This window comes from Rhizobium giardinii bv. giardinii H152 (assembly GCF_000379605.1).
Taxonomy (GTDB): Bacteria; Pseudomonadota; Alphaproteobacteria; order Rhizobiales; family Rhizobiaceae; genus Pararhizobium; species Pararhizobium giardinii.
Window position 1 is genome coordinate 31,410 of sequence record NZ_KB902687.1, and the last position, 14,812, is coordinate 46,221.

The 14,812-nt window shown below is 58.0% G+C and carries 11 protein-coding genes; 4 read left to right on the forward strand and 7 right to left on the reverse strand.

Going from position 1 to position 14,812, the window contains the following annotated elements; genetic code table 11:
* Positions 1-258: 258 nt before the first annotated feature.
* Positions 259-975 carry a GntR family transcriptional regulator gene (locus A3AY_RS0120740; RefSeq protein ID WP_018327595.1) on the forward strand — a complete coding sequence of 239 codons (717 nt, stop codon included), beginning with the start codon at positions 259-261 and terminating at the stop codon, positions 973-975.
* A 279-nt stretch (positions 976-1,254) separates the two neighbouring features.
* Here A3AY_RS0120740 and A3AY_RS35710 read toward each other — a convergent pair whose 3' ends face one another.
* Genes A3AY_RS35710 through A3AY_RS0120755 form a run of 3 tightly spaced genes read right to left on the reverse strand, consistent with a single transcriptional unit; the run spans position 1,255 to position 4,618 of the window.
* Positions 1,255-2,154 carry a TniQ family protein gene (locus A3AY_RS35710; RefSeq protein WP_234913104.1) on the reverse strand — a complete coding sequence of 300 codons (900 nt, stop codon included), beginning with the start codon at positions 2,152-2,154 and terminating at the stop codon, positions 1,255-1,257.
* Positions 2,151-3,029 (reverse strand): TniB family NTP-binding protein, encoded by an 879-nt coding sequence (locus A3AY_RS0120750; RefSeq protein WP_018327596.1) that lies wholly within the window; start codon positions 3,027-3,029, stop codon positions 2,151-2,153. The genes A3AY_RS35710 and A3AY_RS0120750 overlap by 4 nt, the downstream gene beginning before the upstream one ends.
* 2 nt (positions 3,030-3,031) lie before the next feature.
* Positions 3,032-4,618, reverse strand: a complete 1,587-nt coding sequence (locus A3AY_RS0120755) for a Mu transposase C-terminal domain-containing protein (protein ID WP_018327597.1) — start codon at positions 4,616-4,618, stop codon at positions 3,032-3,034.
* Positions 4,619-4,750: 132 nt separating this feature from the next.
* Here A3AY_RS0120755 and A3AY_RS0120760 point away from each other — a divergent pair, with 132 nt between their 5' ends.
* Positions 4,751-5,854, forward strand: coding sequence for an RHE_PE00001 family protein (locus A3AY_RS0120760; protein WP_051108383.1), 1,104 nt, complete (start codon positions 4,751-4,753; stop codon positions 5,852-5,854).
* A 60-nt stretch (positions 5,855-5,914) separates the two neighbouring features.
* Here the strand turns inward: A3AY_RS0120760 and A3AY_RS0120765 are convergent, their stop codons facing one another.
* Together A3AY_RS0120765 and A3AY_RS0120770 are read right to left on the reverse strand one after the other, a co-directional pair.
* Positions 5,915-6,658: a hypothetical protein gene (locus A3AY_RS0120765; protein ID WP_210163024.1), complete on the reverse strand. Its 744-nt coding sequence runs from the start codon at positions 6,656-6,658 to the stop codon at positions 5,915-5,917.
* Between the two features lie 135 nt (positions 6,659-6,793).
* Positions 6,794-7,162: a hypothetical protein gene (locus A3AY_RS0120770; RefSeq protein WP_018327600.1), complete on the reverse strand. Its 369-nt coding sequence runs from the start codon at positions 7,160-7,162 to the stop codon at positions 6,794-6,796.
* 504 nt (positions 7,163-7,666) lie between these two features.
* Here A3AY_RS0120770 and A3AY_RS0120780 point away from each other — a divergent pair.
* Positions 7,667-11,812: a B12-binding domain-containing radical SAM protein gene (locus A3AY_RS0120780; protein ID WP_018327601.1), complete on the forward strand. Its 4,146-nt coding sequence runs from the start codon at positions 7,667-7,669 to the stop codon at positions 11,810-11,812.
* 167 nt (positions 11,813-11,979) lie between these two features.
* Here the strand turns inward: A3AY_RS0120780 and A3AY_RS0120785 are convergent, their stop codons facing one another.
* Positions 11,980-12,603, reverse strand: coding sequence for a hypothetical protein (locus tag A3AY_RS0120785; protein WP_018327602.1), 624 nt, complete (start codon positions 12,601-12,603; stop codon positions 11,980-11,982).
* A 4-nt stretch (positions 12,604-12,607) separates the two neighbouring features.
* Entirely contained in the window at positions 12,608-13,042 is a 435-nt protein-coding gene (locus tag A3AY_RS39795) for a protein NO VEIN domain-containing protein (RefSeq protein ID WP_018327603.1), read from the reverse strand.
* Between the two features lie 236 nt (positions 13,043-13,278).
* On the opposite strand from A3AY_RS39795, the gene istA reads away from it, so the two are divergent.
* Complete coding sequence (gene istA / locus A3AY_RS0120795; RefSeq protein ID WP_018327604.1) at positions 13,279-14,808, forward strand: IS21 family transposase; 1,530 nt, start codon at positions 13,279-13,281, stop codon at positions 14,806-14,808.
* Positions 14,809-14,812 lie beyond the last annotated feature (4 nt).

The following is a 14,812-nucleotide window of genomic DNA, read 5'->3' on the forward strand; positions in this document are numbered from 1 at the left end:
AAATCCCCGATGTGAACTGGCCCGCGCACCGTGCTGTCGGCTTATGAGGACAAGCTTGCATGAGATTTTCGACGAGTCAACAAAATTGTATTTTTAAAGTACACAATAATTACATCTAAAAAGCACATGTTAATTTTATGCATTGATATCAGTGCGGCCATCGCCACCGCGCTGATCGAATATCAAGATTGCCAAGGGCGACAGCGGGCGCTAAGCCAATCATGACCGGAACATCGCGATGTCGGGGAACGAATTGACATGAAGAGCGGCAAGAGCAGTCTCTATGACGATCTGAAGCGCCAGATCCTGACGATGGAACTCGACCCTGATGAGGATCTCGACGAGGTCAGCCTCAGCGAGAAATACGGTCTCTCGCGCACGCCCGTCCGGGACATTTTCCGTCGTCTTGCGGGGGAGGGTTACATCGACATCCGGGAGAACAGGGGCGCGCGCGTCATTCCGCTGAACCATTCAACACTGCGCCACTTCTTCCTTGTCGCGCCAATGATTTATGCGGCAGTCGGACGCCTGGCGGTGCACAACTTCAAGCCTAAGCAGTTGTCGGACCTAACCGATACGCAGGAGAGGTTTCGAGCCGCCAGCCAGAGGCTCGATACGCTTGATATGGTTCTGGAGAACAACAGATTTCACGAGATCATGGGAGAGATGTCCGGCAACGTCTATCTGCAGCCAAGCCTGGGGCGGCTTCTCGTGGATCACGCCCGCATCGGTCACACCTTTTTCCATCCTCGCAACGACGACATGCGGCAGCGCCTTCAGCTGGCTGTCGAACACCATGACGGCTTCATCGAGGCGATCAAGACTCATGACGAACACGCTGTCGTCGATCTGGTCTTCAAGCACTGGGAACTGTCGCGCGAAAACATGGAACTGTATGTCGTGCCCAACGACATGAAAGCCGATCTTCCTGCCGAACTTGGTCCTTGGCGGAAGAAAGATGCGCAACCGGTCTGACGCTGTGCCCACCGCGCGGTCAGTCAGGACGTTTCATGAGGCCCTGCGTAGCGAGCGACATCTAGCTTGCGGTCGAAGACGGCGGCAGACAGCGTCTGATCAGATCGTCACGTCGAACTTCCGCTTCCGCTGGCATCGTCATCCTGAATGCCCCGGGCCTGGTGGCGAGTTCGTCGCCGGCGAGGATCTTCCATTATCCGAACATAGGCTCCCAACAGGGCAGAAAGCTCCGCCGTCGGCATGCGGCGATTCGTCGTGGGGCGCCGGTGTCTTTTTTGCTCAAGTGCATTCGCATGCTGCGCGATCAAGGGGCCGTGGCCATCCGCCAAGAGGATGGAACGCCGCCAATGTCCGGCTACGGCATCTCCGTCGGCCGTTAACCAATCGGTTGGTCGGTCCGCGAGCCGTTCGACACATCGGATGCGCATCGATGTGGACAGACAGGCTGCTCAAGGACGCGGTCGGAAAACTACCGGAAACGCTGGGCATCCGCAGCAGACGTTGGACGAGCATGCCGCTGCGCAGCGACCCGGTAATCGCCTCCAGCCTGCATATGTCGTTGATGCACCGGTCCAGCCGCGTTGCTGGCAGGCTCATCGGGACTTTCGATGCGCGGCGCAGATCGAAACCGCAATAGACGCAATAGTGCTGCGGAACGAGTTCGCTCTGATCGAAAACCGCGATGCGGCTGTGGCAGGATGGGCATCGGTCGCGCAATCCGCCACGGTGCGTCGCGCATGAAGCCTGGGCCAGCCGCCATCGCCGCCGAAAATACGGGTGCGCATCTTCGGCAAGGCATCGGGAGCAGAACTGCAGCCAGGTCGAACTGTCGCGTCGTCCGCTGCTGCGAAGCGGCAACAGGAGCGGTTTCAGCGATGAGCGCGCCAGCATCATCGCCGAGAGCCGCTGTGGTGAAATACCGGTGTGCGCACGAAGCAGGTTCTCGACGTCGGCCGGAAGCTTAAGGTCCAGCGAGGCCGACCACATTCCTGCATGAAGCCCGAGCACGCGGGCGAACTGTCGAGGCGCAAGGCCATTGGCATAGGCGAGCCGATGCAGCCAGCTCGACAGCAACTCGTCGTGCTGTGGCGTGACGATGACGGGCCATCTTTCCGAAACGACGTCACGGTATCGTTCGCGAATGCTGATTGTCGGCGCGTGAGCATCGATCGCCGTCAAAGAAGGCTCTCGCGCAGCGTCGAGTTGCGCCGCTGCGAGATCGGTACGTGGCGCAGGTCGTCGATGCTGGCTTTGCTGATGCGTTCGGTCCCGGATCTGATTGCCGCAACCGCCGCTTTGGCGACGATGGTGACGATCTCGCCGATCAAGCCTTCCGAGAGGCTGAATATCCGCCGCGCCAATGGTTCGTTCGACAAATCCGAGCTTTTTGCCAGCGGTAATGCCGCCTCGAGACTGTCGAGCAGCATGAGATAGTTTTCGTCATATTGCCATCGCGGGACCGCGACCAGATCAAAGCGGCTCGCCATCTCGCTGGTGGCGTTGACGAAATCGCAGACCGCCACCTCGCCTATCAGCACCGGCGAGATATCATACTGGCGACCGATCCGCCGCAGGAAAGCAAATATGGCCTCGACATCGCGCGCTCGGCCGCGCAGCGCATTATGAAATTCGTCGAAGATCAACACTCTCGGCCTGAGGCTGGCCAGCAAATGATCGAGCTGCTCGGCCTTGCGGCCGACATCCCGCATAGCGCCGCCAGGTGCCCGCAGCGCCTGAAGAATGCTTCCGTAGAAGTGGCCAAGTCCGGCGCCCTCCCGGGTCTGGACTATCCACACTTTCTGCTCGGGTCCAGTTCTCAGGTGCTCGACGGCAAACCGCTCGGCGATCATCGTCTTGCCATTGGCGTAGGGGCCGACCAACATCAGTCCTTGGGTTCGCAACGACGGAGGTCGCTCCAGCAACTCGGCCAGCCGCCGATGGCTGTCCTGGGCGACATGATGCCCGATCCACCGTGGCGCGCGGATATAGGCGATCCTTTCCTCCTGATCACGGTCAAGATACGGTCGGACGTGCTCGAGCAAATGATCCGCCATGGCTACCAATCCTCCACCGGTAGCCGGCTCTTCCGGCGCGGGGGATGCTCTGCGGGAGGAGGCGCCGGCGGCTGCATGAGCGCATAAGGCTTTTCCGCCGCAGCGGCATGGGCATTGCGGACAGCATCGCGCAGCTGGCGCTTGGAAGGTTTGGCAGCTTCAACGATGGCTGAGATCTCGCGGCGAAACGCCACCTTCTCGACATTTGACCGTTGATTCATTGTGCGCCGACGGGCGCGCTCCGCCTCGTGTTCCCACAGCGTCACCGGCGTCAGCTGGCCGTCGCGTCGCTCGACTGGCCGAAACTGGCGGGTTTCGGGGTCGCGCACGTAGATATGACTGATGTCACGCGGATCGTATCGCACCTCGAGCTTTTCGAGCCGGTCACGCTCGGGAACAAGGATGCCCAGCCAAGGCGAATAATAGTGCATGGCGAACATGCTGATCCCTTGCGGCGACAATTGCCTTTCCGCCCTCGGCAGAAACGACAGCAGCACGCGTTGTGGGTCATCGTTGGAACGAGGCAGGTCCGAGGCGTTGCGTTGCCATTCCGTGATAGGCACCTTCAGGGTCTTGGAATTTTCCTGAAGATTGTGATCAATCACGGCCAGCGCAACGCAGCGCTCCAGATCGGCGAAGCTCAGGCAGGCGCGCCGCTCGGATGGATATTCGTCGCGGTGGGCCACCGAACGGCCCGAAGAGCCCGGGTAGGTGGCAAGAACCGCGTTGAGCTTTCCCAGCAGCCGTTCAACAACGCCGCCGTGGTGGACCCGGCCACGATCGCGGGGGCGGATGCGGATGCTGTAATCATCGCAGCCTTGTTGGAAGGCATGCCCCTTGAACTCCTTCGCCGAGTCCGTGACCAGCAGCCGCGGTCGACCGAACATCGGCCAGGCGTGATTGAGATCGCGCGCGGCGAGCCATGCGTCTTTCGGGCACAGGGCCTGGGCGAGGCATAGCGCGACAGACAGCGCCGACGGCTTCTCCAAGGTGAGGCAGAAGCCGAGAACGGATCGTGTCGCCACGTCGGTGACGATCGTCAGGTAAGGGCGGCCAACGAACACACCGGTCCCATCGACAACCTCCACGAAATTGATATCTGTCGGCGTATGGTCGATTTGGCACACGGCGAGCGGGTGCGGCGCGTGAATATAGCCCGGTCGCGGCTTCAGCCGCAGCAGGTGCTTTGGATTGGCCGATCGCTTCTTCGCGATCTCTTCAGGCGAAAACAGCACCGGGATGCGCCGAGCGACCGTCACATAGGACGGCACGGCAAGACCGGCTTCCTCGCAGCGCGCGCGGATCTCATCTACCACGGGAGCAAGTGCGGTCGGCTCGAGCGTCAGCCACTTCTTGCGAAGTGTGGCCGCGATGATCTCCTCGACCTGTTCCGGCAGCCGCTTGCGCCGACTGGCGGCGGTGCGAGGCAGCAGCGCCGTCACCGTCCGATCGGCGCGATAACGGGCAAGGAGATTGTAGATTTGTCGTGTGGTGAGCCGCAGTTCGGCGGCCGCGCGCGTGATGGCGGCCTGTCTCGGGTCGCCGCCGTCGAGGATCTTGTCCAACTCACGGGCGACGCGACGCGCCATCGACCAGCTCTCGTCCGAGATCGGGGGATGCGCCGGCAAGGTTCGATCGTACAGTCGCTTTGGCAAGAGTGCTTCATTGAAATCGTTAGCGGAAAATCGTCCCAGATTTAAACGCCTAAACCTAACGGGCGTATGACATTTTCCGGTTTGAAATCGGAAAGTAAAACCCACACCGGTGTCGCCTTAACGCGTGTGGACGAACGCATCGCCCGTTCGCCGGTCGGTCAGGGCTGGATCGAGCGCGCACAGTTTACCGATGCGTGCGCCTCGCTGTGGATCGACGGCGAATTGGTCCATCTCGAAGACCTCGTCCTCCATGACGATATCAGAGATATTCGCACACCCACCCATGAGCTGACGATCGCCCGCGACGTGCTGCGCACGCGTCGGCGCATCGCCGGCCAGTCCCCGGATTGGGCGCTCTCTGCCGACGGCATCCGCTCGCTGCGGAAAACCTCGGAGATCGGGTCGGGCGGCGGGGACGAGGCAACGACGGCCGGCGTTATTCGGCCGGCGGCCGCGATCCACGCGGAAGGGGAGGGGGAGGAAGGTGATGACGCCCAAGATCTCCCCGGCGTCGACTATGCGGCTATCGATGCGCTGCTCGCGCGCTCTGACGCTGCGATCGAACGAGCCAAAAAGCCCGGCCGGGCTCCGGCCGATCCGCTGGTCTATGATCTCGACTGGGACGAGGATGCTCGGCTCGATGAATGGCGCGGCGTGCTGCGGCAGGCAGAAAACCTGCCGGCGGTGCTGCAGGCGATCGTCGCCCTCGATGCCTGGAACGAATTATCCGTCCTGCAGCATGCGCCATGGCTCGGCCGGCTGTTTTGCGCCTCGATCCTGCGCCAGGCCGGCGTCACCACCGGTACCAATCTCGCCGCCGTCAATACCGGCCTGAGAACCATCCCGGTGGATCGGCGCCGGCATCGTGATAGGGAGACCCGGCTGCTCGCCATCGCGCATGGATTGTTGGCGGCGGCCGAGAGCGGCATGAAAGAGCATGACCGGCTGGCGCTCGCTCGGCAGATGATGGAGCGGAAGCTGGAAGGGCGACGGACATCGTCAAAATTGCCGGAACTGGTCGAACTCGTCATGGCAAAACCGTTGGTGTCAGCAAAAATGGTGGCGAAGACGCTCGAGGTCACGCCGCAGGCGGCGCGGCGGATCGTTTTGGAGCTGGGCTTGCGCGAGATGACGGGTAGGGGGAGGTTTCGGGCGTGGGGGGTGCTGTAGCGATGTGGCTAAACGAAATAACACTCCACATTGAGCCGATGATTGCCCGGTCGAATCAACTCAGTTGATCCTGATAGTAGCGTAGGACAGGGATGACAAGTCTACTTTCAGGTCGTCCGTGAAATGCATCTCATATGCATTCGCATCGTATCCCACGAACCGCACGCCTCTTGCCCGTAAGCTTCGAAACACGCGGCAAACTGCCGATATGAAGAGAGGTATAACGTTGAAATAGAGCTGTTTGTTAGGGTAGCCCTCTCGCCGTGCCTTCGAGAAAAACTCGTTGAAGCTGAGGTTAGCTTTCAATTGTCCCAGAAGCTTGCTTCTGTTCAAAGCACCCATTTTGCCTTCTAGAGCAGGTGAATTTTGACTGGGGTCGAGGCGAAACAGGAAATCTTCGGCCTTGTAGAGTTGGCGTCCGACATGTGCCTCGCCTACCAAGGTGTGGCTCGCGATCAAAAATTCGGCGCCGCGGAACCGATGGGGGCCTCCATCCTGCGCCATCGTATTGTTCCAGCTGGAGAACAGTTCGTGGTCTCTGTGATGGATCGCATTTCTAAGCATTAAAATAAGCGCGGTGTCGGCATGATCAAAATAATTGAAAACCGCTCGATCTACGTCATAAACGCTGTGAAAAGCTTCTAGCTTCGCCTCGAATGCGCGATCGAGATTATCGATGGCTTCCTCTAGGTCTACTTTTTTTAGCTCGTTGAATCTGGCATTCGCTTCTGCGTAGATACGCATTGAATTGGCAAGCTTAGCGACGGCACGTTCAGTAATCTTCATCTTTGCTTCTGTGTTCATATGCGGTCAGCTTGGGGAAAGGCAGCCCAGGCGCTCGGCAGGCAATCGATCGCCTGCTCAGTATCCGAGTACGCACAACTATACCATCTGTACAGAGACGGATGCAAAGGGCCAGGATCAAAATGAAAAAGGAGTTCAACCCACCCCTCGTGTTGGAGTTCGTGTGATGCCTTTGATACAAACGCCGGTTCTCAGAATTAGACCATTGCTAGCCCGTCGAAGGGTAGACGGGCTTCCGCCATTTTGCTGTTCACGAAAGTCGAAACAACTGGCAGGGTCGGGATCGCTCATATCGATCCCGTATTCTTCTCCAAAGATCGCCAGAAAGAAGAACAGCCTCTTGTCCTCCGTGTAGACGAAGTCGAATTCGTGAAGGACCTCGTAGACATCGGAGTTCTCACGGAACAGTGCGTCATGCGCGTAGAGCCGGCGGCGGGAGTAACCCCAAGTCGACGGTTGTTCACCGATCGTCACATACCGCCGGACGGGATCGAGGGCTTCCATCCCCAGAAGCTCCTGCCGCCAACGGCCACCTCGCCAAAGACATCGATGCCCTGATGTCATGGGCCTATGACGCCCGCATCAAAGCCTAACAATAAGCTCGTCAGATACTACCCGGTGAGCTCACATCAAGCCCTCAGCCAGCACTACCCAGTAGCGGAAACCGAAAAATCAATGGGGCGTGGACGGCGCATACGGCGCAGCGCACGCCTTGGTGCTCAGCAGGATTGGCACTGCCGCATGTCCGACACTACGTCCAGCACCTCCTCGATCCACTCCGCCGCGCCTTCGGAAAACCACATGAAGCTAAATTCTGTCGATGCACTCGAGCGCAGAAAAAAGGCAGGCCCCCTAATCAACCCGAGGACAAATACTCACAATTTCCGCGATGAGCCGGTTCTTCTTCTGGCCTAAACTCGGTTGCCAAATGGATTTTCGTACGAGTCAGGTTGTGGTAATCACGATCGAAAGCGAATCCGATGATCGTTCAGGTGCCGGCGGTACACGATGAGTTACTCTGCATTTTTTCTTGCCACGAACTGGGGACGCGCACACGGCGGTATCAACGTTTTCAATCAGGACCTTGCCAAGGCCGTCGCCGTGGAGCTGGGCTCGACAGGGTTGTGCTACTGTCTCGTGAAGGGGCCGAGGGCAAGTTCGGTCGAGGATCAGGTTATCGTCGAAACGGGAGAAGAACTCGGGTCCCCGGAGGCCATCGCGAACCATATCTACGCTGCACTCGCAGCTTCGAACAACTTACAGAACGACGTCATCGTCGTCGGACATGACGTGCATACAGGTTTTTTGGCAATCGACACCGTTGGCCATCTTAGGGGGCTCAACCTTCCGACGGTCCGATCTGCTGTCATCAAGCATATGCATTATAAGCAGTACGACCTGCAAAAAGGACTTTCCCCGGAAGAGCGAGGGGAGAAGGAAGCTCGGCAGACTGAACTGGCTGATCGTGCGGACCTCGTCCTAGCGGTTGGGCCACTTCTCGCAGAGAGCTCCTACGGCGCAGATGGCAAAAAGCGGGTGAGCATGCTCATCCCCGGTGTGCCACCGATAGAGCCCGCCATTGAAAATAACGAACCGGCGTGGCAGATCTTTATGAGCGGCCGTCTCGGCCAGCAGGACGACAGGGTTAAGAATGCGCAGCTAGCAATTTCGGCGGTCGCCACTGCTTATCGAAAGGCGAAAGAGGTCCATCAGGGCAGGGATAGCCGTTTTCTAAACAGAGGTTGCCTAACTTTGTTTGGAGCTGGCCCCGAAACAGCAGAGCCAGCAAACCTCTCTGAGTATGGCGAGCATATCTCACTAGATCCGGTTTCCTACACAGGTGACACGGGACGTCTATTCAAGACACTCGCGAGTTCTCATTTCGCCTTGATGCCATCTTGGCACGAGGGCTTTGGGCTTTCCGGGTGGGAAGCTCTCAGTCTCGGCGTACCACTGATCTGTTCCAGCCATTCCGGCCTCTTTCAGTTCTTGAAGTCTAACGTTTGGGGCGGGAATGTCGGTGTTAGCAGCGAGGGGGTGGTTGAAATTTCCCTCACGGGCGAAAAGGCCGTCGATGCTGAGACAATGAGCAAAGCGATTCTTGGCCTCACTGGGAACTATAGTCGACGCAAGCATGGTGCCATGGAACTCGCATCGTTCTTGAGGGCGCATTATACATGGTCAGCCTGCGCGAAAGCGTTTGCGAGCGCGTGCGATTGGCCACTTGCGACATCAGTGGCATGGCAGGAAAGACAGGCAGTCGCCAAGATTACCCTGCAAGATCCTGAGACTGAAGACGGGCTGATACGCCAGGCGGAGGAGATCGTCGCGAACGGTTTAGTCTATGCCGAATGGGAGCGCGTCTGTACCGCCCTCAACATTCTCAGTGCTCGGGGAAAGATCGAACAGGGAGTAGTCGGGCTTGAAGCTCTCGCATATCTGGACCAGTTGTCGCTGACGCTTGATACAATGTTGGAAAGTCAAGGTGCCGTGACCTTCTCCCTGCGCAGCTCGGGGGAACTGGATGTCATGTGGCGTTTCCTGGCGGCCGCGTCGAGCGTATCGGGATCGATCAACGACTTTATCAATCTCGTCAGGCCAAATGTTTGGCGGCAGATTTCCAGCGATGGTTTCCTGCTACGGGAATTCTTTTTCTACCTCTGCAGATTTGCCAACGATTTCCAGTCCCACGACTATGAGGTGACCACAAAAATCGATGAGGTCATTCGCATGGGACTGGCGGATGACGATTTTCAGACACGACTTGCCCGATTGTGCCTGAAGCATTCAGTTTTGTTAGACGTGTTGGGACAGAGCGATTACTACAGCCAGTTGCCTCGGTTCGCTGCCGTCATAACCGCTTTTCAGGCTCAGCAGCTAAATTTTGCGGAAGTGGAACCTCAGCACGTTGCTACGTTCCTGTGGCTAGCAAGCGAGAGCGTCCTCCAAGGGAACTACTCCCCTGATTTCACGCTGGACTTCATCAGGGAGTCGCTCGGAACCGGTTCAATCCCTCGACGTTGGCGAGGCGACAAGCGCTTCCCGGTCGCGGCAATGCTGGGTGCCCTGCCGGTCGACAAAGCGCTTCGCGTACTTGAGGCGTTCTCTACCGATGAAGACGAAACGATTCGCTGGGCATGCCTGGATGTAGCGTTCTCGCGCTCGTTTCGCTCACGTGTCGAGGCTACGTATAAGAGCCGACCGCTCGCAGCCGGTAAGAAGCTGACAACGCGTTTGGGCGAGATTATCGACTCGGCTGTCCGCTACGATGGATCCCATCCCTGGCTTCAGCGCGAGTTCATTAGGCTCTATCACGAGGAGGTTATGCAAGGTTGGCGCGGCGGCTCCACGCCTTTCACCTTGAATGATTTTCCGAGGTCGCGAGAACTGCTGGGAGCTAGTTTTTATCGGACGACAGACACACCTCGAGCGCGCCTCCACCCGGAAGTCGAAGATGTTCGAAAAGCCGCAGCAGCAGACCTGAGGCGAGTCTTGCTCGTGCTACCGCCGATCGAGATCGCTGGTAGCGCCGAACGAAAAAATGCATCTCGCACTACCACGCCTCCGTTGGGCCTCGGTCTCATCGCGAGCGCGCTCAGTCGTGCCGGACATTTTGTCGAGATTGCCGACTGTCACCGCTTTCCATCACTGACCGAAGAGTTGGCGGATCGCGCGGGCGAGTTCGATTGGGTGGGATTCAATGTGGTTTTGAGTACAGTAAAGTCCACTCAGCAAATCGTCGCGGACATCAAAGCTCGATCCCCCGATGTCATGATTGCCATAGGCGGACCGGCCGCAAATCTGGGCGTCTGGCAGACTTCGGTTTTAGGAGCAGGTCAAGCTGACTGGGATTTCGTCGTCAGGGGAAATGCGGAGCAGAATTTCGTTGATCTGGTGGCTCTGACGGGGAGTGCAGGCGCGTGGCCGGAAATCGCGGACGTGATCGCAAATCCAAAGAATCAACGACTCTTAGACACACACTGCGGGAAATGGCACTTTTATCCTAGATCGATCGAGAACGCTTTGCCGGATAACTGGGAACCGATTGCGATACTCGACAGGCGCGTCTTCCGAGGTCCCGATGGCGCTTACGAGCCAGCCCCCACCCGCAAGAAAAACCGCACCCATAAAGAAGCGCATGTCGTCATGTCGCGAGGCTGCGAGTGGAAGTGCACTTTTTGCACCGAGCGCAGAAGTCTAAGCGGGGGCGAAAGAAGGCGCTCCACCGGATCTGTATTGAGTGAACTGCTGGCATTGGCACAAGAGCATCGCGACCTGCGTATCCAGTTCATCGACGACAATCTTCTCCCCCAGATCGCAGCTCGACCTGCTGACAGCGAGCTTGCCGTTTTGCACGATCTTAAATGGGCGAAGGAATTCCTTGCGGGTTTGGTCAAGATTCGTGAAGGCGCGCCCTGTGGCTTCGGATGGCGGGGCATCTTCCGCTTTGAGGATTTCGTCGAATATGAGAAGCAGGTTCCCGATTTTATCGGTCAACTTGTTTGGTCAGGCTGTAGCATGTTGGCCTTCGGGATCGAACATGGCAATGAGACGCAGCGGAAGAAGCTGAAAGCGAACAAGACTTCGACGGCACTCAGTAATGACGATATATGTGCGCTTATCTTACGTCTCAAAGCCGCAGGAATTAGGTCGAAAGGGTACTTCATCCTCGGTGGGCAATATGATAGCGCCGAGAGCGCCAAGGAAACAGTTGCGTTCGCTCTCCGATCAGGTGTCAGCCTCGCTTATTTTGCAATCTACAAGGATTTTGTTGACGCGGCTTCTAAGCTCCGAAGCAGTTCCTTGACTGATCGCAGAGAAGTGGAAACCTACCTCAGCTACAAGCAGCTCTCGCAAGATCTCGACGGAATTTTCTTACCTGCAGAGGACTCCCGCGATCCATCTCCCGCTGAAAAGTCCGACAGCAGGGCTGCGATTTATCGCGATCTGCAGCAGCTTGGCTTCAGCTTTGCTGATATCGTAAAGTACAACGACTATCATAGTGACGAAGGGCCGGCCGCGCCTTTGATGGTGCGGAATGCTTTTCAGGACAAGGAGGCGTATTTCGAGACCTTAAAGGACGCATATCTCAGCTTTTATCTGAGAAAGGACTTTGTCTCGGAGTATGAGAGCCTCGTTGCGAACGGCTACTAGAGCCCTGCTCGGACGTCAGGCCTGGTGTTCCGGCACCTTATCCTTACTCTCATTTGGGGCTTCGGCAAAGACCGTCCGGTGATATATTGGTCTATGAGAATGCTACGACGGTAATGGCTTGGGTTCCAAAGTTGGCAGGTGCGACGGACCGGATGCCGTCGCAGCTATTATAGTCCACATATGGTGTTCATTTTTAGGAGAAACTTCTTTCGAAGATCTACAGAGTGCGGGTCGGCCAAGGTTGCCAGATATCGATCAAACTCCGCTTCCAATTCTGTGTGGAATAGTGTGCGGTTCACAGTGATCTGACCACTATCGAAGCGCATTATTGGGCCGCTGACCCCGACCGTCATCTTTTCGGTCGCCCCGCTGGGATGGAGTGCGCATCGCCCTTGGCTATAGAACTCGTCAGCCTTCTTCGTCGCCACCATGCCAGCGCCGAGACAATTGATAAATGGCTGCCAGTTGCTCAGGAACTCTCTAAACAGCCGACCGCTTTGACGTGTGTGGTTGGTCACGCCCTCACGGAAACCTTGAATTGTTTCGAGAACGAGGCAATCCAGGGCGAGGATCGCAAAGCCATATGTTTGCTGGTGGTTAGATTTATCGACATCGATCAGGGTCTGCGCTGGCTTGATAAATCGGCCCTGTATGCGATCCCTTAGAACATCGACTGCTTTCAGCCACTCCTCCTGTTTCGCATTGTCGGGATCCAGTTCGAGGCCGCGCCAGAACGCGACCGTGTACTTCGGACTGATCTGCAGGCTACGGCTCTTTGTTGTCTCGCTCATGCGCTTAGCTTTCAAGAACCGCGATGCTGGACCCCAACACGGAGAAGTCGTTGGGCCGGATCTGCTTTCGAACTTCTGGAGGATAGCAATTTCCTCCGCCCTCATAGTTCCTGTGGACTGCGCGAGCCTGCTCGTTCGTCAGGACGTAGAACGTTGGTGCCATCGTCCTCAGATCGAGTTCGATGAAGATGAAGAAGTCCGCGTCGCCTTTCTTGTGCATCTCTACAGGCCAGCGGGTGATCTCAGTCGGCCGGCGCAGGAACTGCCGCGTCTTCACCTCGATCGATTTCGGCTGCCCACCGACGACAACAATGACATCGTGCCCAGGTGCGCCTTCGGGGCTTATATAGGCGGCCAGTCCAAGTGTGTTCAGCTTTGCTACGGTCAGCAGCTCGCCCAGCGTTCCGGATTGCGGGGACGATAGTTTTTCCAGCGTCATTGCTCTTCGTATTCTCCCAGAATCTCAATACGCGGACCACGTCTGCAAATTCCGAGGCAATCCGCCCCCCGATTCCGAAATGATCTCGCCCCCCGGTTCCGAGAATTAGTCGCCCCCTGATTCCGAGATGATGCCGCCCCCTTTGGAAGGCATCTGGCGTGGGTGTTCTGCTGGTGTGAAGTTTCTTCCTTCGACTGTGACGAGGAAGGAACGGGATGCCTGCGGAGAGACTGGAGATGCGGCGTGTCCGCGAGATATTGAGATATCGCTTCGAGCAAGGACTTGGCCACAAGTCGATTGCGGTGCGGGTTGGGGCTGCGCCCTCAACGGTGCGCGAGACGCTTCGGCGTGCGGCGGTTGCTGGGCTGACGTGGCCTCTGGGCGACAACGTCAGCGACGCAGTTCTGGAAGCGGCGCTTTACAAAGTGGCCGGGACAAAGACGGGGCACCGTCGCGCCCCTGAGCCGGACTGGGCGCAAGTCCATCGCGAGCTGAAGCGCAAGCATGTGACGTTGCAGATCCTCTGGGACGAATACATCAGCCGACATCCTGATGGATATCGCTACAGTCGCTACTGTGACCTCTATCGCGGCTGGGCGCTGAAGCTGCCGGTGACGATGCGGCAGGATCATGCGGCCGGCGACAAGCTGTTCGTCGACTACGCCGGCGACACGGTCACCGTCATCGTTGATCGGCTGTCCGGCAAGACGAGACAGGCCCACCTGTTCGTGGCGGTTATGGGCGCGTCGAGCCTGTCATACGCTCATGCGCGCTGGAGCGAGACGCTTCCTGACTGGATTGAATGCCATATCCAGGCGCTGGAGTTTTTTGGCGGAGCGCCAGCCTTGCTGGTTCCCGACAATGCCAAGGTGGCGATCATCAAGGCGTGTCACTTCGATCCCCAGGTCAACCGGACGTATTGTGCGATGGCGGGCCACTACGGGAGCGCCGTCCTGCCGACGCGACCGAGACGTCCCCGCGACAAGGCGAAAGTGGAAGCTGCGGTTCGTATCGTCGAGCGATGGCTGCTGGGTCGCCTTCGCCATCGCATCTTCTATAGCCTGGCGGATGTCAATGCGGCGATTGCCGACTTGCTTCATGATCTCAACGACAAGCGCGTCCTGCGCCGTGTCGGCGTTACCCGCCGCCAATTATTCGACGAGCTCGACCGGCCGGCTTTGCGACCATTGCCGGTGGAGCGCTATGTTTTTGCGGAATGGCGTATCCGGCGTGCGGGGTTGGACTATCACGTCGAGATCGAGCGGCATTACTATTCTGTCCCCTATCGCTTCGCCCGTGAGCAGGTCGAGGCTCGCATCACCGCCAATACGATCGAGATATTCCACAAAGGCGAGCGAATTGCCGCTCATCGCCGCTCCAGCGGCAATGGCAAACATACGACGATCCGCGATCATATGCCGTCGGCGCATCGCCGCTTTGCCGACTGGACGATCGAACGGATTCAACGCGAAGCCTCTGCGATGGGGCCGGATGTTGCGCTGTTGTGCGAGCGCATTCTTGCCGACAGGCCGCATCCCGAGCAGGGCTTTCGAGCCTGTCTCGGCATCATCCGCCTCAACAAGAGCTTTGGCCGCGACAGGGTCAATGCCGCCTGCAGCCGCGCGTTGGAGATCGGGGCAAGGACCTATGGCTCGGTGCGCTCCATCCTCGACAATCACCTTGACCGAACGGCTGCCTCAAATGCTGCGGCGTCGCATGAACCGATCCATCACGCCAACATCCGCGGACCCCGCTATTACCACTAAGGAG

Excerpts from the sequence above, each read along its gene's own strand:
- A3AY_RS0120780 (WP_018327601.1), top strand. The coding sequence starts at position 7,667 with ATGAGTTACTCTGCATTTTTTCTTGCCACGAACTGGGGACGCGCACAC.
- A3AY_RS0120770 (WP_018327600.1), bottom strand. The coding sequence starts at position 7,162 with ATGGAAGCCCTCGATCCCGTCCGGCGGTATGTGACGATCGGTGAACAA.
- A3AY_RS0120765 (WP_210163024.1), bottom strand. The coding sequence starts at position 6,658 with ATGAACACAGAAGCAAAGATGAAGATTACTGAACGTGCCGTCGCTAAG.
- A3AY_RS0120750 (WP_018327596.1), bottom strand. The coding sequence starts at position 3,029 with ATGGCGGATCATTTGCTCGAGCACGTCCGACCGTATCTTGACCGTGAT.
- A3AY_RS0120785 (WP_018327602.1), bottom strand. The coding sequence starts at position 12,603 with ATGAGCGAGACAACAAAGAGCCGTAGCCTGCAGATCAGTCCGAAGTAC.
- A3AY_RS0120760 (WP_051108383.1), top strand. The coding sequence starts at position 4,751 with ATGACATTTTCCGGTTTGAAATCGGAAAGTAAAACCCACACCGGTGTC.
- istA (WP_018327604.1), top strand. The coding sequence starts at position 13,279 with ATGCGGCGTGTCCGCGAGATATTGAGATATCGCTTCGAGCAAGGACTT.
- A3AY_RS0120755 (WP_018327597.1), bottom strand. The coding sequence starts at position 4,618 with ATGGCGCGTCGCGTCGCCCGTGAGTTGGACAAGATCCTCGACGGCGGC.
- A3AY_RS0120740 (WP_018327595.1), top strand. The coding sequence starts at position 259 with ATGAAGAGCGGCAAGAGCAGTCTCTATGACGATCTGAAGCGCCAGATC.
- A3AY_RS39795 (WP_018327603.1), bottom strand. The coding sequence starts at position 13,042 with ATGACGCTGGAAAAACTATCGTCCCCGCAATCCGGAACGCTGGGCGAG.